Consider the following 24,298-nt stretch of genomic DNA (forward strand, 5'->3'; position numbering starts at 1 on the left):
CGATAAATTTCGTCGTCTTTCTTTTGTCTAGACCTGTTGAAGTTATTGGCGAGAACGGTTTTCTCTTTAGTTTTTGTTGATGACAAAATGTCTTGTTTTTGATTTGAGCATTGAACGTTGCGCGGCGTATTTATCCCAATTACTGCGACAGACAGCAGGTTTTTATTATTTATTTTTTTATGCAGAATTTACTTTAAAAAAGCGATTTTTGTAACATATAAATTTTGTGTAGATGTAGGATTTTTAAATTGATAGGAGATATGGAAGAACTGGAAATGCAGGTGAATCAAATAGAGCAATTGATAGCAAGTGGAGATCTTGTTGGGCTGGAAGAATTTTTGAATGAATTAAATATTTCAGAAGTAGAGGAGCTAATTGATGAGTTGCCCGAGCATGGTTCACTATTTATTGAATCATTAAATTTGAATCGCGCAGTTAACGTTTTTCGTATTCTGGATTTCCCTACGCAAAACAGGATTTTTAAGAAGCTTTCTAAAGCGAAAATTAGCGCGCTAATTAACGAGTTACCCCCCGACGATCGGACTTCTTTTTTCTCAGAAATGAAGGACGATATTAAGCATTTAATTTTACTATTACCACCCAAAGATCGTGTTGAAGCATTGGCGTTGCTGGGCTATCCAGAAGATAGCGTTGGACGTCTAATGACCCCCGATTATATTACCGTAAAAGAGCACTGGAGTATTGAACGAATATTGGGACATATTAGACGTTATGGAAGAGATTCGGAGACGATAGATGTACTCTATGTGATTGATGGAAATGGGAAGCTGGTAGATGATATTCGGATTAAAGATGTGTTGATGGCGGAGCCAGATAGAGTCGTTGGCGAACTGATCGATCATCGTCTGATTTCGCTGAATGCTTACGATCCCCAGGAGGAAGCGATCAACATCTTCCGGATGAATAACCGAGTGGCCTTGCCTGTTGTCGACGAACAGGGGGTTATGTTGGGGATAGTGACTGTCGATGATATTCTTTGGGTAGCAAACGAGGAGTACACGGAAGATATGCAGCGTATCGGGGGAACGGAGGCTTTGGATGAACCTTACCTGGATGTGTCGATTAAGAACTTGGTCAAGAAAAGAGCTGGTTGGCTTATTGTGCTTTTTTTGGGGCAACTTTTGACCGCTACAGTTATTGAGCACTTCGAGGAGCAAATGGCAAGTGCGATTATGTTGTTTGCGCTGATGCCTGTTATTATTTCCAGTGGTGGGAACAGCGGTTCGCAAGCGTCAACATTAATTATTCAGGCGATGGCCTTGGGGGAAGTTACCTTGGGGGACTGGTGGCGTGTGATGCGAAGAGAGATTCTGTCGGGTTTGCTGCTGGGACTTATTTTGGGAGCGCTGGGTTTTATAAGGATTATGGCATGGCAGTCTTTTGCGCATAGCTATGGTGAGTATTGGGTGTTGGTTGCATTGGTTATTTCTTTGTCCCTGGTCGGCGTTGTCCTTTGGGGATCGTTGATGGGGTCTATGTTGCCTTTTGTGATGAAACGGCTTGGGGCCGACCCTGCGAGTTCTTCAGCGCCTTTTGTGTCGACATTAGTCGATGTAACAGGTTTGCTGATTTATTTTAGTGTAGCGACGCTTATTTTGAAAGGTGTGCTGCTATAATCGTACTGAATTTACAATATTGCCCATTGATCAGCTAATAGCCATTGAAGGTAAAAGAAGGATAATGTTGGTTTAAGTGCTGAAAAGGGGATTTTGTGGAGCAGTATGAAAAATAAAAATAAATTATTCTAATTGGAATTTAGGAAGTTGTAAAAAATGTGCTCAAAAAATTTGTAGTATTCTAATAATCTTCCGATACTTGCATCACGGAAACGCGATAGGGTCTCCGGAAAAATTGAAAAAACACTCCTGAATAGCTCAGCAGGTTAGAGCATCTGACTGTTAATCAGAGGGTCGCTGGTTCGAGCCCAGCTTCAGGAGCAATTTAATAACTTACATAACCGGGGTTTTTAAAATATTCAATTTTTCATTCCTGAATAGCTCAGCCGGTTAGAGCATCTGACTGTTAATCAGAGGGTCGCTGGTTCGAGCCCAGCTTCAGGAGCAACAACGCAAATATTTTATTTGCAAATAAAATTAAAATGTACTACTTTTGTACACTCTATGAGAAAGGAATTTCTCGAAAAATAAATTCCTGAATAGCTCAGCAGGTTAGAGCATCTGACTGTTAATCAGAGGGTCGCTGGTTCGAGCCCAGCTTCAGGAGCAATATTGAAACCGGCTTTACGCCGGTTTTTTTGTTTACCATGCTTATTAAAAAACTATGAGTTTAGTAATTATTGGTACGGTGGCTTTCGATACAATAGAAACACCGTTCGGTAAAACTGACAAAATTCTAGGTGGTGCCGGTACATTTGCTAGTTTGGCGGCATCATATCTATGTGATCAAATCAAATTGGTCAGTGTTGTTGGGGAGGATTTTGGAAATGACAATCTCGATCTTATCAGGAACCGTGGTATAGATGTTACGGGTGTCCAGGTGATTACTGGTGGGCAAACTTTTTCTTGGTCAGGCAGGTATCATAACGATATGAATAGCCGTGATACCTTGGCGACAGACTTAAATGTATTGGCTGATTTTGATCCAATTATTCCTGAAAGTTATCAGGATTGTGAGTATCTTCTCTTGGGTAATCTTACACCTCAAATACAATTAACAACGTTGGAGCGCTTGGTACACAAACCTAAGCTGGTGGTTCTGGATACGATGAACTACTGGATGAATGTTGCCATGGATGATCTAAGAAAGGTACTTCTAAAAGTTGATGTGTTAGCCATCAATGATTCAGAGGCGAGACAGCTGTCAGAAGAGTATTCTCTGGTTAAAGCTGCAAAAGCCATTTTAGCAATGGGACCTAAATATTTAATTATCAAAAAAGGTGAACACGGTGCGCTTCTTTTTGGAGAGAATCAGATTTTTTCTGCTCCAGCTCTACCATTAGCAGATGTGTTTGATCCAACTGGCGCGGGGGATTCCTTTGCAGGAGGTTTTATTGGCTATCTTGCCAAAGTAAAAAGTATAAACTTTACAAACATGAAGAACGCGTTAATTTTTGGTTCTGCGCTAGCTTCATTCTGTGTAGAGAAATTTGGAACAGATCGTTTGGTTGATCTTACCGAAGAGGACATACAAAAGCGCTTGAATGCTTTTGTTGCCCTATCTCAGTTTAATTTATAATCATTGATCTTTCAGTTTTCCGACGATCCGAAATTTTGAAAATACAGATTCTGAATGAGGGGCTTCTTGGAGCTCCTCAGTTAGATCTTGTCCGGCCCAATGTTCGTAATGCATCCCGTTTTTCCACAGTCTACTTTCTCCGACATCATAGATAAATCCGCGATAAGCAACCCAGATCTGTGGTTTGTCCTGACCATTACGTAAAGCCAGTTGGCTTTTGCTGTATTCCGATAATTCTTCTGCCATTCGTAATTGTAAAAAGGCGAAGATAGAAAAACTAGGCTACTTTATATGCCGATAGTGATCTTTTCATTAATTTTCTAGCGACATGTATTCTTGTTTTCACTGTTCCGATAGGGATATTTAAATGTTCAGATATCTCGTGGTATTTAAACCCTTCAAAGTACAGTGAAAATGGGATGTAATATTCTTCGGAAAGATTAGATAAAGCTTCATGGATGTCTTCCATGACAAATTTGCTTTCGCCTTGATTTGAGGAGGCGGATAATAGGAGGTTAGAGTTAGAAATATCCTCGTCTTTCGTAATGAAAGAATTGGTTTTCACAATACGTCTATAGTTATTAATAAACGTGTTTTTCATGATGGTGTAAAGCCATCCTTTCAAATTGGTTCCTTCTTTGAAATTTTTAAAATAGGTCACAGCTTTCAGGATAGTGTCCTGAACGAGATCGTTGGCATCTTCGTAATCACTGGTAAAATTTCTGGCGTAGAGTTTTAATGAGTCCGATTGCTCAATAACCATGGTGTCAAATTCATTCTTTGTCATAGCTTAATGAATTATAACTGTTCTTTTTACAAAACAGTACGTTTATAAAATGCGGTTCATTAAGTATGAGGCAAATAATGCGCCAAAAATGGTAAAATTAGATTTGTTAATATAATTTTAAGATTATTTTAAGCACAGCAAACGTTTGCGTAAACTAACTTTAAGTAAATAAAATTAGCTCAAAGTGATATTTTACTAAAGTGAAGCCTGTTTTTCTTTTGCTTTCAGATTTAAAAAAAATATTTTTACTTTTTTTAAATCTTTACAGTAAATTAACTTCACGCTCCAGCTTAATGCCAAATTTGTTGGCTACATCACTTATGATTTGTTCCGATAGATTATAAATTTCCTGTCCTGTAGCGTTTTGTCTATTTATTAGTACAAGTGCCTGATTTTTCCATACACCTGCTTGTCCATATTCTTTTCCTTTCCAACCGCATTGTTCTATTAACCATCCAGCAGCCAATTTTGTTTCATTATTAGGCATTGGATAATGCGGTATTGTGGGGTATTCTTTCTGAAGAGGCTCAAAAGTCGATGCTGTAACTACGGGGTTCTTAAAGAAACTTCCGGCATTTCCCACTGTACTTGGGTCAGGGAGCTTTTCTACACGGATTTTGGAGACAATGGTTGCGATATCGGCAATACTTGGGTTCGTTATATTTTCTTTAGCGAGTTCGGCTTCTATTGCACCATAAGTTGTATTGATATGAGCTGTTCGGCTAAGCTTATAGGTTACCTGGGTAATGATAAACCGTCCTTTATGAGCTGTTTTAAAGATGCTGTCACGGTAGGAGAAATTGCAATCTTCTTTTTTGAATGTGGCAAAGTTGCCGGTATGCGTATCGAAAGCCTGACATTCGTGAAAGACATACATTAACTCCGTACCATAGGCACCGATGTTTTGCACGGGTGAAGCCCCGACAGTGCCGGGAATCAGGGCCATGTTTTCAATGCCAGCGTAATTATGTTCGATACAGTACCAAACGAAGTCATTCCAGATCTCTCCAGCTTGCGCTGTGACATAGACATCGTCGCCATCTATCTTTGCTTGTATACCCTTGCTGTTCATTCGAATAATATATCCTTCGAATGCTTTGGTGAAAAGGACATTGCTACCAGCTCCAAGAACAAAAAAGTTCTCTTTAAAAATATCATTTTTAAAAATTTCGGTCAATGTTTCATTGTCATTCACTTCGATTAGAAAATTTGTCTTTTCTTCAATTCTAAACGTATTGAAAGCTTTTAAAGATATATTCGATTGAATGTTTAACTTCATATTGACTTTAGTTTTCAGAAATTCAAAAAAATCAGCTATCTTTAGCATGATAATCGGTAAAGATAGTATAAACCGTTTATTTAACGATAAAAAATATAAGTTTAATGGGTAATGCAGATGTAAAAAGAATCAAAATTCTAGAAGCTGCGACGAGGCGCTTTGCACATTTTGGAATGGCTAAGACAACGATGTCGGAAATAGCCAAAGATCTCAATTTCTCAAAAGCATTGCTGTATTATTATTTTCCGGATAAGAATAGCTTATATTCTGCAGTTTTCGAATACGTTATTGATAAAATGATCGAGGATATCGAGGATGTCATTGCGCAGGGAGGCGACTTTGAGGAGATCATGATGTATTCTATTGATATGCGGGTCAAGATTATCAATCAATATTATAATTTATTTGAATACACCATGAAGATGGTGAAAGAGCTTCCGGATGAGTTGGAGCAGGTGTTCAAAGAATCTTATCTACGTGAAGTAGAAATTATTGAGAAGATTCTCAATATTGGTATCGATGCTGGGGAGATACAGGTTGAAGATATCAATGAAACTGCGCGGATTCTTCTGTATTCACTATTCGGTATGCGTATGGGCATATTAAAGGATATGAAAAACATGTTGTTCCCAACAAAAGAAGAATTCGATCATATTCTCAGTTTACAGAAGAAAATGATGAAAATCTTCTTAAATGGTTTACGTTTTCAAGTCGTTAAATAAGTGTTGAGCGAATATGTTCGATAATCTGTTTGGCATGAATTCGTGAATTTTCAATAAACCAAAGGTGGGTATTTAAGCCACCACAAACGACGCCTGCCAAATAAATCCCGGCTATATTTGTTTCCATTGTTTCTTCATTATGGCTAGGAATGCAAGGTGCCTCTTGGGGAATATCAATTCCGATCTTTTTCAAAAAATCAAAATTCGGGCGATAGCCGGTTAAAGCCAGTACAAAATCATTATCGAGTTCGACGATACCGTTTGGTGTTTGGATATGTGCAGTAGTTGGAGTAACTTCTATTAAGTGGCTATTATAATACACATCGATTTCACCAGCAGCAATTCGATTTTCAATATCAGGTTTAACCCAATATTTTACCCGACGGCTGATTTCGCTACCACGGATCACCAAAGAAACTTGCGCTCCTTTTCGGTAGGTTTCAAGCGCTGCATCAATGGATGAATTACTGGCGCCGACAACGATCACCTTCTGGCTGCTATAATAATGTGGATCATCGTAGTAATGCCTAACTTTGGGAAGTTCTTCGCCCGGGATATTGAGCAACATCGGTATGTCATAAAAACCTGTGGCGATGATGACTTTTTTGGTCAGGTACATGCTTTTGTTGCTACTGACCAGGAACTCCGTATCCTCTTTCTTAATTTCCAGTACTTCTTCAAAAAGATGGGTATCCAGTGTGAACTTTTGCTGTATACGTCGGTAATATTCCAAAGCCTCCATGCGTTTTGGCTTGGGGTTGGTTGTGACAAAGGGAATATCACCTATTTCTAATCTTTCGGAAGAAGAGAAGAAGGTCATATTTTGGGGGTAATTATACAGTGAGTTGACTAAACAGCCTTTTTCAAGAATAAGATAGCTTAAATTTGCTTCTTTGGCTTCTAAGGCGCAAGCTAAGCCAATTGGCCCGCCGCCAACTATAATCAGGTCGTACCGTGTTATCGTATCGCTCATGGTATAAATGTCGAGAATTTTAAAGAATAAATCAGCTTAAAGCTTTAGACAGCTCATTTTCTGACATTGCTGTGCTTTTAGTATGAAGGTCCTGAACTATTTTATGCAGGTCCTGCGCAATTTTATTGAGAAAGTCCAGCTGTTCGGTCAATAGCTGCCCATCAACCGAACTGACATCTGTATTATCAAATTGGTCGTTGGGAATTTCGATCGCCAAAGGAATAAATGCATTGACGCTATCGTCAGAATGTAGCAGTTGAATGGACTGCTCCAAGGAGCTTAATATTTTTCGGATCGTCCGGACATGGTCCTTATTGATATAATTATTGTCCATTTCGTCGAGATGGTTCATTAATGTCACCGAAAAAGAAGCTAAAATATGGTTGAATATGACGAATTTATTGACTTCCTTACTATATTTTTGACGTTTCTTGGGTTCGGTAAGCATGCGCTGGAACGTCGAACCCATATTGGCGGTTTCGACGTAGACAGCCTTGCGGGTTAGTTTGTAATCCGTGATGGAAGGCGCTTGGCCTGCAATTTCTTTCAATGCCTGAAAGATGTAATTGTAGTTGGCAATGAGTAGCTTTCGCATGGACTCCTTGACTTGCATGCTTTCCCAATTTGGAAAAATAATATAACTGGATAAGAATGCAATCATGCCCCCGATAAAGGTGTCTAATATGCGTTCTTTCGTGACGTCTAGGGTATTGGCGCTGACGAAGCTCAGCATAATTAATACATAGGGTGTCATAAAAAGTACCGCAATAACATAGTTGACGCGGAATAAACTATATGCCGTCAGAAAAAAGAATACCAAGAGAACAAATAGTATAGTTGGGTCATGGATGGTTAACAGGATGAGGGCTCCGATGAGGCCACCTATCGTTGTGCCTATGAGACGCTGGATATTTCTCTCCTTTGTGAGTCCGAAGCCAGGTTTTAGGATAACCATGATGGTGAGGAGGATCCAATATACATTATTGGTGATATTGGTGACCTCAAACACGTAATAGGTGACCGACATGACAATCGCCATACGGCAGGCATGTCGAAAGATGGTGGATTTTAGGGTAAGATTTTCGCGGAACTTCTTAAAATCAATTGCAGAGCTTTGAACAAAGCGTTTTGCGTCATCAATTTCCTTTCTTTTGACATCGTCAGGTTGTAGATGCGAGTAACCATAGATATTTTTGATCCGGCGAACCAGATCACGTAAATTGATCAATACCTTGCGTAAAGCAAATGTGCTGTATTGTTGATTTTTATCCAGTTGATCGATTTTAGTGTGAAGGCGACTGAGATCCGAGTCGAAATCGTACAGTGGTTTTGGCTGCGTATTTGTATTAAGCTGATAGGCTAAATTGTCAAGCTCATTGGTATATTTTAAAATCACATTTTTGAAATCTTCCAAGATTCCTGTAGGTCCAAAGCGTTCGCTGATGGTATTGTAATCATAGTGCGCCGCCATACTTTGCTCAAAGAGATCGACGATATCGTTGAAAACGAGGGTTAAATAACGTCCTACCTTTGTGGTGTCTTTTATCGATCGTTTACTTTGAAATAATACATCCCGTAGGTTTTCCTGATGCTGATTGACTTCAACTTGTTTGTCGATTAGTTTGAGGTAGTTTTTATCATTATCAATTTTAGCATCGTAAAAATTAGCTTTTAGCCGGATGTAATCAGCAACATAGCGAATTGTTTCTGATAGTTCCTGTTCGGCCAGCCTGTAAGGACGTACTTGGGTGATGGAAAGACTAATGGCGATATACCATAAACCACCTAAAGTGTAGAAACCTAGATAGTTGATAGCTTCAGCAAGGGGGTAGTGAATCTGTACATGGATCAACATCATCAGGATGCACATGAGACCTACGTTGGCGGCTCTTCCATTGAAAACCGCAAACATCGCGAATATAAAGCAGGCTACGCCGATAAAAATTGCTAATAGATATACATTTTGATTGACTATATTGGTTAAAATAAAAGTTAAAGTAGTTAATATCGCACCCGCAATCATTCCTTTCCTTCTATGGCTAGGCGCACCGGGGGTATCCGATAAGCCTACTAAGAGCGCTCCCAGAGAGACAATGGTTCCATTGGTAAATTGCCCTATGGTTGCAAAGATCAGGACAGGCACGATACATCCGATGGTAATTCGGAGTCCATCTGCAAAATATTGGCTATAGAAAAAACTTTTTATTTCTTGTGTCTGTTTCATAATGTGTATAGTACAAACTTAGATAAATTGCTTTTCATATTAAAAACAATTATTCTGCTATGTTTGCTCTTTTTTGTACGGATGATAGCGATATAGCTGGTTGGTTTCTGTCTGATCAAGAAAGGTTCATTTTGTAGCCGGGCTTTATGAACTAAGGGATCGACACAGGTCGTTCCCATATTGTACTATGTTAATGTGTTAAAAATGAAAAATTACTAAAATTTGTTAGTATGTTTTTAAAATTTTAATTGTTTTTTTGATTAATTTATATTTTTTTATTTGTTTAGCTATAATATTGTTATATTTGGAGCCATAGGGTAATTTCAGAGACATTACAAAATTTCAAGAGTCACCTAAACTCTCTTGACCACTTTCAAAGATTTAAATATGAAGCAAAGTAAAAATGAAGCCGTCTTTCAGGACGAGGTATTGACACGCTTTGAGCTTTTCAAAAGTTTGTTTTTAACATTGCCATTTCAACGTGTTAAAGATACCGGTACTTTATTACCATTTTTTGCAAAGCAATGTGAAAAGGGTGTGGATCAGCATTTAACTCCTGATGAGATCATAAAGAGTTTCTTCGATCAGCATGAGGAATTTTCTTCGGAAGAGCAACGTATTGATTTGTTATTTCGATTTGTTCAATATATAGAGCGTCAGGTTGTTTTATTTGATGCGATCGAAGACTCGTCATTTCAGATGGTGGGTCGTGGCGATGATGAAAATGTCTTAGGGGCATTAATTAAAAACGCCGAAGGTAGCGAAGATATGCGCCGTAAGATTGTGTCGAAATTGAAGGATTTTTCTGTACGTCTTGTATTGACTGCACATCCTACTCAATTTTATCCGGGACCGGTATTGGGTATTATCAACGACCTGATCGATGCAATCAAGACCAACGATATTCATAGTATTCACCTGCTGTTACAGCAATTGGGGAAAACGCCTTTCATCAATAAAAATAAACCGACTCCAGTTGACGAGGCTGCGAGCTTAGCTTGGTTTTTGGAAAACGTGTTTTATAAAGTGGCATCGGAGATTCAGTCGTTCATTGATGATGAATTGGATGTCGATACCGAAGAGGTAAAACAATTGATTGAGCTTGGTTTTTGGCCGGGGGGTGACCGAGACGGGAATCCTAACGTAAGTGTTGATAGCACCAAGAAAGTTGCCGCATTGCTACGTACTATTTTGTTTAGATGTTACTATAGAGATTTCCGTATCGTTAGACGACGCATCACATTTAGAGGTGTGGAGGAGTATATGGAAAATCTGCAGACATTGTTCTACGAAAATAGTTTTAATCCGGTCGAACATCCTGCAGACGAAACCGATAATATCATCACGAATCTAAAAGCAATCAAAAATGTTTTGGAGGAATATCACAACGGGCTTTTTGTAGAGATCGTTGATGATCTACTCCGTAAAGTGATGACTTTTGGTTGTTTCTTTACCACATTGGATATCAGACAAGACAGCCGCATATTACGTGAGGCTACCAATTATCTGATTCAGCACAACCAGGAAAAGACTGGAATGCCATTGGATTATCTGGAGCTTAGTGAAAATGATAAGCAAAAAGCATTAAAATTCAAAGAACTTGACTTAACGGTGGGAGAGGATGCGGATCCGTTAACGAAAGATACTTCGGGCGTGATAAAATTGTTAAAGGAGATTCAACGTTCCGGTTCTGAGCGAGCTGCACAACGCTTTATCATCAGTAATTGCCAGCAAGCAAGTGATATTTTGGGACTGCGTCAATTATTTTTGTGGTCTGGATGGAAGAAGGATGCTTTAACGATCGATTTTGTGCCCTTGTTTGAGACCGTTGATGACTTGACGAGAGCAGCGGACGTGATGAAAACCTTGTACAGTAATAAGGAGTATAAGGCACATTTGAAACGAAGAGGAAACAAACAGACGATTATGTTGGGTTATTCTGATAGTACCAAAGACGGTGGATATCTGATGGCGAACTGGTCGATCTATCGTGCAAAAATCGAACTTACGGCGATATCACGCGAATACGATGTCGATTTGGTGTTTTTTGATGGCCGCGGTGGACCTCCAGCACGTGGTGGTGGTAAAACACAACGTTTTTATGCATCTATGGGTAAGGAGATTGCCAACGATCATATTCAATTGACGATTCAGGGACAAACAATCAGTAGCCAGTACGGATCTTTAGATACAGCGCGGTTTAATATTGAGCAACTTTTGCATGCCGGCATTATTTCAGATTTAAAACAACGTGTGGGCGATACTTTAACCAAGCATCAACAGGAGATCATTGATAAGCTAGCTGAGTTGAGTCACCATAAGTTTATGGATCTACGCACGAATGAATTGTTTTTACCATATTTGGAGACGATGTCGCCATTGAAAGCGTTATCCTCGATCAATATTTCAAGTAGACCTGTAAAACGTAACTCAGGCCGTGAATTGCGACTGGAAGATTTGCGGGCGATTAGTTTTGTAACTTCATGGAGCCAGTTGAAGCAAAATATTCCTGGATTTTATGGTGTCGGAACAGCATTGCAATGGGCTGAAAAAAATAACCTCTGGAAGGACGTACAGCAATTATATGTTTCATCGGGATTTTTCCAGACATTGATCGACAACTGTATGATGTCGATGACAAAGTCAAACTTTGATATTACAGCATATATGAAAGATGATCCTATTTATGGTGATTTTTGGAAAACTTTATATGCCGAGTACCAGATAACAAAAGAATATTTGTTAAAATTGAGCGGAACCTCAAAATTGATGGAGAACTATCCTGTGGATCGTGAGTCTATTTTAGCGCGCGAGGGAATTGTATTACCGTTATTGGTTATACAGCATTTTGCGATTCGTGCATTGAATTCGGATCAGCTGACTGATGCACAACGTGAAGATTATTCGAAGTTAATAGCGCGTACAATCTTTGGCGTGGTGAATGCCGGAAGAAATGTTGCGTAATTTTTCTTTCTTTTCACGGATAGGGTTTCGGAGAACATATATTTTATCTACTTTTGTATAGTTAACAAAATTGATATGAAGATTAATAAGTTATTTATTGTTGCGGCTTGTGCGGGTACATTATTTGCATCTTGTGGTCAAACAGCTGCAGATAGACAGCGTCAATACTCTAATGCATCCTTAGCGGATGGTGATGCCTTTGCAATGATTAAATTCGTTGGCGAAAATGGAAACTACTTGGTAAATCTTGCCGATGTAGCTGCAAAACAATCTACCTCAGCAGAGGTGAAAAATGTAGCTGCAAAGATTAAAGAAGCTTACGCAACAGTGTTGCCAGAATTAGACAATTTAGCAAAAGAATTGCATGTTGGCGATGCGCAACGTGGTGTACCTGCATTTCAAGTTCCAGCTTCAATTGGTTCGGACAGTACAGCGGCATTCAACGATAAAGCATTTTTAGCACTAGTGGTTGAAAAACAAGGTGAGATTAATACAAGATTGTCTCATGAAGAACACAATACAAACAAGGATGTTATTCACCTTTCGGAGGAGTCTTTGAAAAAAGTGGAAGAGATCTATAAATTAGCTGGTGGTAAAGTTGAAGAACACCATCACTAAGAAAAACACCATCACTAAGAAATAAGGTAAATAGAAGGAAAGGAGTATTCATTAAAATGAATATTCCTTTTTTTATGAGTTTTATGCTGGCAATAATGGATTTTCTGTATGGAATTGTACCAGGTACTGCATTTCGATAGGATACGCTACCTGTATCCTGAGTTAGTTGATTGTCAGTGAGATAATTTTGCCAGGAAATGAGTTCATATTTTTGAGAAAACAGGAGTTTTAGTTGTTTTACGACAATATCAGCTGTTGTGTGCACAAGAATTCCTTGTGATAATCGTTTGTTATTTGTTAAATTAATGATAACTTAACATTTATATAACATAGTTTTTAATAACTGTGTTTATTTTAGCGTAATTTAATGAAATCGTATATAAAGTGAGATACGCCGCAATAGATATAGGCTCCAATGCAGTCCGTCTTTTGATAGCTGACATTATAGGACAGAAAGATCAATATAATTTTAAGAAAAATACACTGTTACGTGTTCCACTCCGTTTGGGAGATGATGCGTTTATTCATCAGGAAATTTCACCAAGAAAAGCCGAGAGTTTGATCAAAACGATGAAGGCTTTTCGGGAGTTGATGGATGTTTATCACGTGGAGGATTATATGGCCTGTGCGACGTCGGCCATGCGTGATGCACGAAATGGGGCTGACATTGTTGCGGAGGTTAAGAAAAATGGTATAAACATCGATATTATCGAAGGAGCAAAAGAGGCTGAGATTATTTACAATAGCCATTGGGATAATAAGATGGAAAAGGACAAAGTTTACCTGTACATTGATGTGGGTGGCGGTAGTACTGAATTATCGTTATTCGCTAATGGTGTTTTGGTTAATTCTAAGTCTTTCAACTTGGGTACGATTCGTATTTTAGACAATCAGGATAAGGCAGAAACCTGGGATGAATTGAGGGAATGGGTACGTAGCAATACGCATATGTATAAGCAAGTTGTTGGGATCGGTACCGGTGGTAATATTAATAAGCTTGCACGCCTCTCCAATGAGAAGCTGGATAAACCATTGTCCTATGCCAAATTAAAAGCGGTATATGAACATTTATCTTCCTTTTCTTTAAAAGAGCGCATAATTTTATTGGGGTTAAACGAAGATCGTGCGGATGTTATCATACCTGCGAGTGAAATTTTCCTGACAATTATGAAGTATGGCCGTCTAAAACAAATCATTGTTCCAAGGGTTGGACTTGTCGACGGTGTAATTAGAACCTTGATCAATAGGAATTTAGTGAAATAATGCTTTAAAAAGCAATTTTAGACTTGTAAAAGAGCGAAAAATCTTTATTTTTGTGATACCAAAGGTGAATATGAGCCCAGGTGGCGAAATTGGTAGACGCACCATCTTGAGGGGGTGGCGCTCGCATGGGCGTGGCAGTTCGAATCTGCTCCTGGGCACTTAAGGAGACACTAGTTAATAGTTGTCTCCTTTTTTTATGCTCAAAAATATAGCTCACATCCAAGGCATATGATAAATTTGATAATAATAAAGCCTTATTGGTTTATTTGGATAAAAATTTACACCGGGGCCGGTTCGAAGTTTATGGACCTAGTCTTATAAGAAGGTATTCTATAATTTACTCTTGGTGTTTATCTTGTATAGATAGGTTTTCCGGGAAACCAGTTAGCGCCATTACCACCACAGGTAAATGCTTTCTGCTTTCTCGATTATTTTCCATTTTCTTATAAAAAGCAATGTTTACGGTTCGCTATTCTAATTTTTTAACCCCATTTGCGCTAGTATATTTGGGCATTGTTAACGAATTTGTCCGATGCTGTAATAATTGGGCCGCTGAACTGTAGTTTATTTTGAATCAGATCCCTAAAAATACAAATAATGCTAGAGACATACAATGTATAAAAATAAGACTTTCTGTCATGATTAACCTATACAGTACAAACAGTTGTATTGCGAATAATAGACTAACAACCACGAATAATGAAGGGGCCTATAACAAATAATAAATCACCGTAAAATTAGTTAAATGCGTTTCTATTTTTACTTCCATAAAATAAAGACCTGCTTCAAAAGCATGTTATGGTTTAACAAAAAAATAGAAACAATGAAAAAATTAATGATGAGTTTGATGGCGGTTGCGCTGCTATCTACAGTGGCTTCTGCAAAGACAACAGAAAAGGCTCCGAAAGAAAATGTCAATGTTAAAACGACGACTTACCGCCTTCCTAAAACGAACACCCTCGTGAAAGTCACCGAAGAGGTCAAAGAAAGCAAAGGCCAATTAACGCATTGTGTTTTTGTATTGAGTTTTTATGACTATGATACGGCACAATTGGTTGGTACACATACTTCAGACACTTATACGAGTGGCGGTTGTGGATCGTTCTTCAAAGCGTGTAGAGCTTTTTGGGGTGTTTAATGCAGTCGATCGCTCTTGATTTCAATCAGCTGAGAGGCTTCTGCATTTTCACGGTGTTACAAAAGATTAAATCTAAGCGGGGTTAAAACCCCGCTTTTTTGTTTTGGACTGATGAAAAAAAACGTTATCTTCGATTATTATATTTAATTTATCGGATAAAAAAGTACGAGTGGTCCCTGTTTTTAATGATAACGGAATTTGAAACCGAAGAACTTCAATATGCACACTAGAAATTTTTTACTTCTTCTTAGCTCACTGATATGGCTAAGTTGTACAAAAGATCCCATCGAGCCAAAGGTAGAGCCCCCAGAGGTGGTACCTACAGATACCACCAAAAATGAGCCCACTGTTCCGCCAGATAAGTATGAAATTCGAAAAGTAGAGTTTCAGATGAATAAACTGTTCGCTGATGACTATATTGATGAAAAGGTTTTTCTGGGTGGACTTTGGAGCCTCAAAGATACCCTGGATGGTCCGCGACTAGAAAGCCTGGAAGCAAAAGCAAAAAAAGTTAAATTCCATTTTTTGTCTTATAACGACGCATCCATAGATTTGGGCTTCTTTGTGCCTAGTTATAAAGATGGCCTTGCTTATGCCAATAAGTTCGAAAAATCGAAACAGGCGAGCAGCATGAATTTCTCCTCCAGCACTTTTGAAGATTACGCCGAAATACAGGGATTTCTTGGTAATTCGAAGGATGTAAAGAACGCCCTATCCCTTGTGAGACATGCAGATTCAACGACGATCAGTAAACCCAATAGTATGCTTCGGATAGGCAATGTCAATAAGCTTACCATTTATATTGATCACACGGAATATTTTGACGCTTACCCCGAATCGGAGGTTGCGGTTTTAACCAAAGCCGGCTATTCTCCTTATGTGCTTGCTTCGGTGACTTATGGTACTCATATGATTCTGATGGGAGAAACTGATTCAACACGGGCAAGGCTCAATACAGCGATAGACAAAATATTGGAAAAGAAAGCTCTGGATGACATAGATACCAAAGTCCTGGATTGTAGTAATTTGTTGATCTACTATCGTGGTGGCGGGAAGAACAGTTTTATTCAATATCCAAAAGGAGCTCAGGCTATTGGGACAGCACTCCGCGATATGCTCCTTTATGTGAGTCAGACGGAAAATATCTTTAATTATCCACTTACTTATGACTTCATGAGCCTGAAAGACTATAGTACCTTAAAGTATTACAATATTTTTGATATTCACGTCAAAAAAAAGGAAAAGTAAACTAATGCTAAAGATATAAAGGGCATATTTTAAAGAAGTTGACTTTCTTAGCATTTGCTTAAATGCATAAAGCAAAAACATAAAAAGGGGGATTTAGATCTCCCTTTTTATTGAGTCAATATGTGTTTTTGATCAGTCTAGTGAGCGCTTGATCATTAAGCGCCTAATTTAACTTATTTAGTTTCACTCAAGTCTTTTAAAAGTTGCAAAGCATCTGGCCAAGCTTCATTAAAGTAATCGATGTATTCGTCGTTTGTATCAACATCTACTTTCAATAATGTTTGTCCCTCGGTGGCTGAAAAAGAATAGTTTTCTAATGCTCCTGCCCAATCTTCAACTGTTGGTCCGGATAAAATTTCCTGTCCCTTATCTAAGATGCCAAGGTGGCGAATAGATACATATGAATTTGGAATATATTCAGCAATCTCTGCTACCATTCCGCCTTTTTCACCATTTTCATTGACGCCGGTAAAATGAATTCTTTGTCCCTTTTCCCAAACGCCTTCAAAATCAGAGCTCGGATCGAAGGCACTGGTCCATTGTTTGTACGTTTCTTTATCGAGCATTGTTTTAAAAACTCGTGAGACAGGAGCATCAATCTTAATTTGATAGGTCAATTTCTTCATCTTTCTATTGTTTTGGAAAATTGGGATCGGCTTTTATTTCAGCGATTTGTTTGGTATGACGTGCACAATGTGCGGCAATAAACATTAGGGCTTGGTAACCATCAATTGGACCGGTTGGGGAGTCGCTGACATGATTTCTAAGATCTTCCGCATCAGCTTTTTTGATATAATCAAGTACTGGCTTACGCGCGGCATTGAAATCAGCGAGTGCCGTTTTCACATTTTTATAAATGCCTTCTGGTTGGAGTTCCTTGGGTGCCTGATATTTGTGACTCCTGTCTGTGAGTGCATTCTTGAGATTGTCGTCGGTCATCTTGATCTCTTTCCGCCTTTCAGGTTGTGGATCTTGATCCAGACCTTTTTTTGCCATGTCAAATATCATTCGTTCTGAACGAATAATATGTTCAAGGCATTGACTGATAGACCATTTGTCAGGCGCTGGTTTAAATTGGAGCTGCGCTTCGCTTAAACCCGCAACCTGCTTTTCAAGTTCTGCAGTTGTTTGGTTAAAGTATTGTAATAGCGAGTCGGTTCCCACATAATTACGTTTTAAGGCCTGTTTTTTTAATATCAGCGCAATGTTTTGGTTCTTTTGCTCGAACAATAATCGTGATTTGGCTGACAATGGAGCTAAGGAAGCAGTTGCTATACTTGCAATTGCTATCATGTTCATAATTAGATTCATAGTTTAATACGTGTTAAAATCGTAAAAATAAATGTCACTACTTCTTTACAATTATAACACATTTTTGTTTTCTATATCTTTCCATAAGGCAAGAAAAGGCGGGAGGGCAGGCTCCCTAAGAAGAAGGTCATAACTCCTTAGATAGTGGCATCAAGTGCTGGATAAGTGTCGTATTGTATAATAAGTGTTTTTTATACATTTATTAAAATAAAACCTTATCTTTAACAGAATAACTAACCTACTATTTGAGTTAATCTATGTTAAATCACAATTATACGCGCTATTTTAGACGTTTACCATTAAAACCTTATGTTTTGGTATGTATCGTGTCTTTATTGGGCACAATTGCTGTAGCACAGCAGACATCGGTATCTAGTCCTGATGGAACTTTGATCGTTAAGTTGGATATAAAAAACGGCAATCTATTTTATAAGGTTGAACTGGAAGGGAAAACGATGTTGGAAGCTTCTCCGCTTGGGCTCCAAAGCAAGACGATAAATTTAAGTGATAATTTGCATCCAATAGCAGAAAAAAGAGCTGAAATTTCGACCAATTATAACGAGTCAAAAATCAAACGCAGTCAGGTAGCGTATAAAGCGAATGAATTGCGTTATTTGTTGGAGAATGCTTCAAAGCAACAGATTGAGGTTACTTTCCGTGTTAGCAACAACAATATTGCCTTCCGATATTATGTGCCTCAGGTAGGCGAGCCGGCCAATTTTGCATTAATAAAGGAGGAGAGTGGCTTTAAATTTCCACTTATTACAACAACATTTTTAACAGCCCAAGCTTCCCCGATGATAGGCTGGATGAAAACAAAACCAAGTTATGAAGAGGAGTATCAGGCAGATCAGGCCTTAGGGGTACCTTCGAAGTATGGTGTTGGATATACTTTTCCTGCGCTCTTTCATGTTGGAGATCGTGGATGGGTACTTGTTTCGGAAACGGGTGTATCAAGTGCTTATTGTGCATCCAAGTTAAGCGAAGGTACCAAGGACGGTCTTTATAGTATTGCTTTCCCGGAAGAAGGGGAGAACAATGGCATTGGACGTGCAGCTCCCACAATTTCATTACCCGGTTATACACCTTGGCGCACACTGACTATCGGGAGCAATCTAAAACCCATTGCGGAGACGACCATTCCTTTTGATGTTGTTGAGCCACAATATCCGGCGTCAAAGAAATACGAATTCGGACGGGCGACGTGGAGTTGGCTGGAATGGCAGGATGGTAGTATTAATTTTGAAGACCAAAAGAAGTTTATCGATCTGTCAGCTTCAATGGGTTATGAATTTGTATTGATCGACAATTGGTGGGATACAAAGATCGGCCACAAAAAAATTGAACAATTGGTGGCTTATGGAAAGGAGCGCGGCGTAGGTATTTGCCTGTGGTACAATTCGAATGGATTCTGGAACGACGCACCGCAAACACCAAAAAATAAAATGAATACTTCGATCGCACGTAAAGCCGAGATGCAATGGATGCAGCGTGTGGGCATTAAAGGAATCAAAGTTGATTTTTTTGGAGGTGATAAACAGGAAACACTTAAGCTTTACGAAGATATTCTTTCGGATGCAAATGATTATGGATTAACAGTTATATTTCATGGATGTACTTTACCGCGGGGTTGGGAGCGTATGTATCCGAATTTCGTGGGTAGTGAAGCTGTATTGGCCTCCGAAAACTTGATTTTTACACAACATGCAAATGATACGGAGGCCTTTAATGCGACTTTACACCCATTTATTCGCAACGCCGTGGCGGCAATGGATTTTGGTCCGGTTTTGTTGAACAAACGTCATAACCGTGAGAATAACGGTGGTACTATTCGCAAAACGACAGAAACATTTCAATTGGCAACTGCGATTTTATTTCAGACTCCAGTGCAAAATTTTGGGTTGACACCCAATAATTTACAGGAAATGCCAGCCCATGTGATTGATTTTATGAAACAGGTACCTACAACCTGGGATGAAACAATTTTTATTGATGGTTATCCAGGTAAATATGTCATACTTGCCCGGAGAAAGAGTGATACATGGTATATAGCGGGTATAAATGCCGAGGGCAAAGAAAAGACAGTATCGGTGAATTTGCCCATGTTGAGTACGGATGCGGTACAGCTTATCGACGATAACATCGCCCGGGAATCAAAACAGAAACAAATTCGACTTTCCAAAACAAAGACCATCAAATTGACATTGCAACCGGATGGCGCAGTTGTTTTAATCGGAAAATAAATAACAGCGCTCTTCTGACGAACTGAATCGTTCTTGATTTACTCAGTTAATCAAAACTAAGTGAATCACTCCTGACTAATGGAAACTTTCTCAAAGTTTCCATTAGTCAGGACGAAGAGTCCGGATTTCTAGGATCTTGTGACTTGTAGATCCTGCCCCGGCCTTAATTTTTAGTTCTATTTTGGTTTTCCCTGTACCATCATTGGGAAGCTGTATACGTATTGTTTTAATTGTTGACTTCTCATCCTTCTCTTCCAGTGTGCTGATGGTTTTACCATCGACCATAACCTCCGTTACCCTTGATGAGTTGTCTGCCAACAATTTGATTGCTATCAGTTGGGTCTCGGGCGTTACTTTCATTACATAACTAAACCAGTCTTTTGTATCGCGCCAACGTGTATCGCCGAATGCCCCAGCATAGCTATTTTGCTCGCGAAAAAAGTGATCTGATTCCGGTTGTTGCTCTCCAGCGACGACCTTATCGACTGTTTTGGCAGCTAGCGCCAAGCTTTCTATTTCATCACTGTTCATTTTCTCCTGTAACGCCTGTAGTTCCTTTTCTGTTGCTTGAGGCCAATAGATCATATAACGGGAATCATGAATACCGAAAAAGGGTTCTAGTTCCATTTGAATACCTTTTTTTCCCAAATAAAGATCTGAGAGCGTAAAGTGTAGGGGCTTTGATGCTATTGGTTTTACAAGTGCCGGAATATTGTTCGGTTCAGCTTTAAGAATTGGGAGATCACGTAAAGGGATTTGTTTTCCCGATGCAATGTGCCCCATTCGGCTGTCATCGGCCTGAAGTCCCAAAAGATCTTCCTGTCCAGTACGGGCACCCAAAACAAGAGGTCCATATAAAATACTATAATAATTGCTTTTATCAGGCAACTGCTCAGTATGTATCCCCATAGGCAATTCAAGACTGACGATATCCCCCTTTCGCCATGTACGCTTGATTTGGATATGATCATTCGTTGAACTGAAATTATGGTAAGGCTTTCCATTGATCAATACATGCGGAGCTGCTGTCAGCCAGTTGGGTTTACGAATAAACAAGCTGAATGAAGTCGGTTTTTTGGGGTTGATTCGGATGCTTGTATTGGCTTCTTTCGGAAAGTTCGTTTCTTGAATAACTTCCATGTTTTTCTCTTTCCAGTCCAAGCGTGAAGGAATAAACAAATTGACGAACAAGTCATTGTTGCGTTGTGCATAGATCATTTCACCATATTTGGCGTGGTTTTCCATCCCTGATCCAACGCAGCACCACATACTTGTCTGTGTTTGTGAATAAACGCGATAATGCCCCGGACGGATTTGTGTGAAATAAACTAATCCACCATGTACGGGATGTTGTGTCGATAAGATGTGGTTGTAAAGAGCACGTTCATAAAAATCGAGGTATTTTCCTTGCGGATCAGTTTGGTAGAGCATTTTTGTGAGCCGTAACATATTGTACGTATTGCAGGTTTCAGGTCCCTCAATGCTATATAACATCTTTGAAAAATCGTCCGTAGGGTTAAAATGCTCACTCACACTATTTCCACCAATAGCAATCGAGCGTTGCTCAACGACATTGTCCCAAAAGTACCGAACAGCCTCAGCCCATTTTTCGTTGTGGGAAAGGTCAGCGATGCGTTTAAAACCGAGAACTTTTGGAATTTGTGTATTTGCGTGCAATCCTGTTAAATGATCTTGATGCGCTAATAAGGGCTCAAGTATGGATTGATGACTAAATTTACGAGCCAGCTCGAGATAAGTTGGGTTTTGGGTAATTGCAGCGACATCAGCAAAGGTTTCGTTCAGTCCACCGTGTTCACTTCGTAACATCTCCTGTATTTGAGCTTCGGAAAGTTGACCAACCAACTTAAGCGCCCAATCAGTCATCTGAATAAGCATGTCTTTCGCAGATTCATTGCCTGTCAACAAGTAGGCATCTCGCAGGCCAGCATAGGTTTTGTGTATATTATATAGCGGTACCCATTTTCCATTCAAGTTAAAGCTACCGGCGTTGATCCGGCCTTGTTGAATCTCTGTCCAACTAATTTTACCCCCAGGCACCCCGCCAATGTATCCGTTTCCATTTGCTTCCTGACAACGTTTCAAGTTGACCAGCATGTAATCCAGGCGTTCCTTGATGCGAAGATCTCCTGTAGCGGCATACATATGAGCCAGCGCAGATAGATAATGACCTCCGATATGGCCATCTAGTCCTGTATTTTCCCAATTGGTATAAGAGTCTTTTTTAAGCGGTAAATTGGCTTCGCGTAAAAATGGAGCCAACAATCGGTCCGGATCCATTTCCAATAAATAAGTGATATCCAAGTCTTCAGCATGTTTAAAAACTCCAGGTAACAACCTTACCTCTCTTAAATCGAAATAATTTAATTGAGGAGTTGTTTGAGCAGATAGCGCCAGACAAAATAAGCTTAAGAGAGCACTGTGCAAAAATTTGTTTTTGAAGATCATATGGACTGAAATTATCATTTGTTATTAACAAGATCTGATGAGCTTGTCTGGTTAGCCGTTATGTATAAAAAGACCGGTAAATCAAAGATATTAAATGTGTTATTTATTTTAAGTGTTTTTTTTACATTTATTTATACAAGAGAAAAAGGATGAATAGTTTTAAGTTGTATTTGTTTGATAATTAGAGTTTTGCTTATTTTGTGTTTAGGAAGGTAAAATCCTGGCCTGCTGATAAGATCGCAATAAAAAAGAGCTGATCCGTTTATTTTTAGCTATACTTGTATATGAATAAAATTAATAGTATTGTTATTTTTTGTGCTTCCAGTTTAGGGAATTCGGCCGTGTATGAAGAGCAAGCCTCCTATGTGGGAAAGGTTTTGGCTGAATACGGTATCCGTTTGGTTTATGGTGGTGGAAGGGTTGGCCTAATGGGGGCTGTTGCGAATGGAGCTCTTGCGCACGGAGGTGAAGTAATAGGTGTGATTCCCGATTTTTTGAATTCGAAAGAAAGAGAGCATAGGGGTGTAACAAAACTGATTACTGTAGATACCATGCATGATCGTAAACGAATTATGAGCGATTACGCCGAAGGGGTTATTGCACTGCCGGGCGGTTTTGGTACATTGGAAGAACTTTTTGAAATGATTACATGGGCTCAATTGGGTTTACATAAAAAGCCAGTTGGTTTATTAAACATCAATGGATTTTATAATCATCTAATTCAATTTATTGATCACATGGTCGAAGAAGGGCTTCTTAAGCAGGAAAATAGAGCAATGTTATTGGTCGCTGATACGATTGAAGAGCTGATCGAGAAAATGCAACAGTATGAAGCACCACTGGTTCCAAAATGGATTGAGAAGGATGAAATTTAGGGCTTCGGTAAATTTTTATATCATCTTAATCCTGCTCTTATTTCTGACTAATAGCATTCTTATCGCTTTTTAATTTCGATTTAGAGATTTGTAACAGAATTTCTTATTCCTCCATATGTTACAATCTCGGTTTTTTTAGCCTGTATTTTTATCGTTTCTCTGTTTGGGCTTATTGCTCAAACAGTATCTCAGGATACTATGAAATCGTTCAGAATTGACGAAGTCGAAATTAGTTCGAAGTATTACAAAAGATATAATCCGAAACAACTGTCGGAAGCATTGCGGCTAGAAGCCTCATTGTTAAATATACCACAGCATATTCAAGTGGTGAACAGCGAGATTTTTAGGGATCAGGTGGTACTCAACCTCAATGAAAGTGCTACCCGAAACTGCAGTGGTACATTTCGGGAGAAACGGCATAATGGTATATCTCCAGATATCTATTCCCGTGGAGGCTATATCAGCGCGCAGCGTAATGGTGTTGATATGCGTCCACTGGGAAAAGGGCCTAAATATCTTTTTTTTTCAATGGTTAATTTTTGAACAACATTTTAGAAGAAATGAACAACAATCAATCGAACTAGAGGTGATACCTTTGTTATGGCTAGATGTTAGAGTTGTTTGATCAGCATAAATACAGCGCTGATCTTCGATTCGGGGTGAATCCCTTATATTTTAACCGGCTTTGGGATTCCCCTAATTTAAGCGTGGACAGGAGATATTCTTCTCCCTACACAAAAGGCCCGATCGTATGATCGGGCCTCTTTTATTTCGTGATTAATGTAATTTACAATCGATTTGCTCGGACAGTGATTTCCGCAATGTCCAACACCTCAATCTCTGATTCTTTTTCTTTTATTTTTACGCCATCTTTTAACATCGTCATACAGAAAGGACATGCGGCAGCGACAACGTGTGGCTTTGCATCGATGACTTCTTCGATACGTTCGATGTTAATGTCTTTTGCTCCG

At 39.1% G+C, this 24,298-nt stretch carries 19 protein-coding genes, 4 tRNA genes and 1 pseudogene; 15 read left to right on the top strand and 9 right to left on the bottom strand.

Annotated elements, in window-relative coordinates; all coding sequences use genetic code 11:
* The first annotated feature begins 260 nt into the window (after positions 1 to 260).
* The 5 genes from mgtE (at position 261) to B4N43_RS23485 (ending at position 3,216) form a co-directional block, all read left to right on the top strand.
* Positions 261 to 1,637 carry a magnesium transporter gene (gene mgtE / locus B4N43_RS23465; protein WP_088160761.1) on the top strand — a complete coding sequence of 459 codons (1,377 nt, stop codon included), beginning with the start codon at positions 261 to 263 and terminating at the stop codon, positions 1,635 to 1,637.
* 247 nt (positions 1,638 to 1,884) lie between these two features.
* Positions 1,885 to 1,958, top strand: a tRNA-Asn gene (locus B4N43_RS23470).
* Positions 1,959 to 2,008: 50 nt separating this feature from the next.
* Positions 2,009 to 2,082: transfer RNA gene (locus B4N43_RS23475), tRNA-Asn, on the top strand.
* Positions 2,083 to 2,170: 88 nt separating this feature from the next.
* Positions 2,171 to 2,244 (top strand) — tRNA-Asn (locus B4N43_RS23480).
* Between the two features lie 57 nt (positions 2,245 to 2,301).
* Positions 2,302 to 3,216, top strand: coding sequence for a PfkB family carbohydrate kinase (locus B4N43_RS23485; protein WP_088160762.1), 915 nt, complete (start codon positions 2,302 to 2,304; stop codon positions 3,214 to 3,216).
* Here the strand turns inward: B4N43_RS23485 and B4N43_RS23490 are convergent, their stop codons facing one another.
* The 3 genes from B4N43_RS23490 to murB form a co-directional block, all read right to left on the bottom strand.
* Positions 3,217 to 3,462, bottom strand: coding sequence for a cytochrome b5 domain-containing protein (locus tag B4N43_RS23490; protein ID WP_088160763.1), 246 nt, complete (start codon positions 3,460 to 3,462; stop codon positions 3,217 to 3,219).
* 31 nt (positions 3,463 to 3,493) lie between these two features.
* Positions 3,494 to 4,003 (bottom strand): RNA polymerase sigma factor, encoded by a 510-nt coding sequence (locus tag B4N43_RS23495; protein WP_286736584.1) that lies wholly within the window; start codon positions 4,001 to 4,003, stop codon positions 3,494 to 3,496.
* A gap of 262 nt (positions 4,004 to 4,265) precedes the next feature.
* A complete protein-coding gene (gene murB, locus B4N43_RS23500; RefSeq protein WP_286736585.1) occupies positions 4,266 to 5,282 on the bottom strand; it encodes a UDP-N-acetylmuramate dehydrogenase in 1,017 nt (338 codons plus the stop codon).
* Between the two features lie 104 nt (positions 5,283 to 5,386).
* Here murB and B4N43_RS23505 point away from each other — a divergent pair, with 104 nt between their 5' ends.
* Entirely contained in the window at positions 5,387 to 6,004 is a 618-nt protein-coding gene (locus B4N43_RS23505; protein ID WP_075991750.1) for a TetR/AcrR family transcriptional regulator, read from the top strand.
* On the opposite strand, the gene B4N43_RS23510 is transcribed toward B4N43_RS23505, so the two are convergent.
* Positions 5,997 to 6,977 (bottom strand): YpdA family putative bacillithiol disulfide reductase, encoded by a 981-nt coding sequence (locus B4N43_RS23510; protein WP_286736586.1) that lies wholly within the window; start codon positions 6,975 to 6,977, stop codon positions 5,997 to 5,999. The two genes, B4N43_RS23505 and B4N43_RS23510, sit on opposite strands and share 8 nt — an antisense overlap.
* Positions 6,978 to 7,008: 31 nt before the next feature.
* On the bottom strand, positions 7,009 to 9,201 hold the full coding sequence (locus tag B4N43_RS23515; protein ID WP_286736588.1) for an FUSC family protein: 2,193 nt from the start codon (positions 9,199 to 9,201) through the stop codon (positions 7,009 to 7,011).
* Positions 9,202 to 9,588: 387 nt separating this feature from the next.
* Between B4N43_RS23515 and B4N43_RS23520 the strand changes: the two genes are divergently transcribed.
* The 6 genes from B4N43_RS23520 to B4N43_RS23545 all read left to right on the top strand — a co-directional run bounded on the left by B4N43_RS23520 (position 9,589) and on the right by B4N43_RS23545 (position 16,432).
* The gene (locus B4N43_RS23520) at positions 9,589 to 12,165 is read left to right on the top strand and encodes a phosphoenolpyruvate carboxylase (RefSeq protein ID WP_115047821.1); all 2,577 of its coding nucleotides are present in this window, start codon (positions 9,589 to 9,591) and stop codon (positions 12,163 to 12,165) included.
* A 75-nt stretch (positions 12,166 to 12,240) separates the two neighbouring features.
* On the top strand, positions 12,241 to 12,783 hold the full coding sequence (locus B4N43_RS23525; protein WP_070570475.1) for a hypothetical protein: 543 nt from the start codon (positions 12,241 to 12,243) through the stop codon (positions 12,781 to 12,783).
* 384 nt (positions 12,784 to 13,167) lie between these two features.
* Entirely contained in the window at positions 13,168 to 14,046 is an 879-nt protein-coding gene (locus B4N43_RS23530) for an exopolyphosphatase (RefSeq protein WP_120334907.1), read from the top strand.
* Positions 14,047 to 14,120: 74 nt separating this feature from the next.
* Positions 14,121 to 14,204, top strand: a tRNA-Leu gene (locus B4N43_RS23535).
* Positions 14,205 to 14,881: 677 nt separating this feature from the next.
* Complete coding sequence (locus tag B4N43_RS23540; protein ID WP_286736590.1) at positions 14,882 to 15,184, top strand: hypothetical protein; 303 nt, start codon at positions 14,882 to 14,884, stop codon at positions 15,182 to 15,184.
* 219 nt (positions 15,185 to 15,403) lie between these two features.
* Positions 15,404 to 16,432 (top strand): hypothetical protein, encoded by a 1,029-nt coding sequence (locus B4N43_RS23545; RefSeq protein ID WP_286736592.1) that lies wholly within the window; start codon positions 15,404 to 15,406, stop codon positions 16,430 to 16,432.
* A 173-nt stretch (positions 16,433 to 16,605) separates the two neighbouring features.
* Here the strand turns inward: B4N43_RS23545 and B4N43_RS23550 are convergent, their stop codons facing one another.
* Both B4N43_RS23550 and B4N43_RS23555 read right to left on the bottom strand, forming a co-directional pair.
* Positions 16,606 to 17,058 carry an SRPBCC family protein gene (locus tag B4N43_RS23550; RefSeq protein ID WP_286736593.1) on the bottom strand — a complete coding sequence of 151 codons (453 nt, stop codon included), beginning with the start codon at positions 17,056 to 17,058 and terminating at the stop codon, positions 16,606 to 16,608.
* Positions 17,059 to 17,062: 4 nt separating this feature from the next.
* Positions 17,063 to 17,731, bottom strand: coding sequence for a DinB family protein (locus B4N43_RS23555; RefSeq protein WP_157698411.1), 669 nt, complete (start codon positions 17,729 to 17,731; stop codon positions 17,063 to 17,065).
* A 269-nt stretch (positions 17,732 to 18,000) separates the two neighbouring features.
* Here B4N43_RS23555 and B4N43_RS23560 point away from each other — a divergent pair, with 269 nt between their 5' ends.
* Positions 18,001 to 19,986, top strand: a complete 1,986-nt coding sequence (locus tag B4N43_RS23560) for a glycoside hydrolase family 97 protein (RefSeq protein WP_286736594.1) — start codon at positions 18,001 to 18,003, stop codon at positions 19,984 to 19,986.
* 102 nt (positions 19,987 to 20,088) lie between these two features.
* Here the strand turns inward: B4N43_RS23560 and B4N43_RS23565 are convergent, their stop codons facing one another.
* Entirely contained in the window at positions 20,089 to 22,452 is a 2,364-nt protein-coding gene (locus B4N43_RS23565) for a glycoside hydrolase family 127 protein (protein WP_286736595.1), read from the bottom strand.
* 284 nt (positions 22,453 to 22,736) lie between these two features.
* Here B4N43_RS23565 and B4N43_RS23570 point away from each other — a divergent pair, with 284 nt between their 5' ends.
* On the top strand, positions 22,737 to 23,327 hold the full coding sequence (locus tag B4N43_RS23570) for a TIGR00730 family Rossman fold protein (RefSeq protein WP_075991760.1): 591 nt from the start codon (positions 22,737 to 22,739) through the stop codon (positions 23,325 to 23,327).
* A gap of 198 nt (positions 23,328 to 23,525) precedes the next feature.
* Complete coding sequence (locus B4N43_RS23575) at positions 23,526 to 23,870, top strand: hypothetical protein (protein WP_286736598.1); 345 nt, start codon at positions 23,526 to 23,528, stop codon at positions 23,868 to 23,870.
* A 244-nt stretch (positions 23,871 to 24,114) separates the two neighbouring features.
* On the opposite strand, the pseudogene B4N43_RS23580 reads toward B4N43_RS23575, so the two are convergent.
* Positions 24,115 to 24,298, bottom strand: a pseudogene (locus B4N43_RS23580) ((Fe-S)-binding protein); the annotation flags it as partial.

Origin of the sequence: Sphingobacterium sp. UBA1897 (genome assembly GCF_002337775.1) — a bacterium.
Taxonomy (GTDB): domain Bacteria; phylum Bacteroidota; class Bacteroidia; order Sphingobacteriales; family Sphingobacteriaceae; genus Sphingobacterium; species Sphingobacterium siyangense.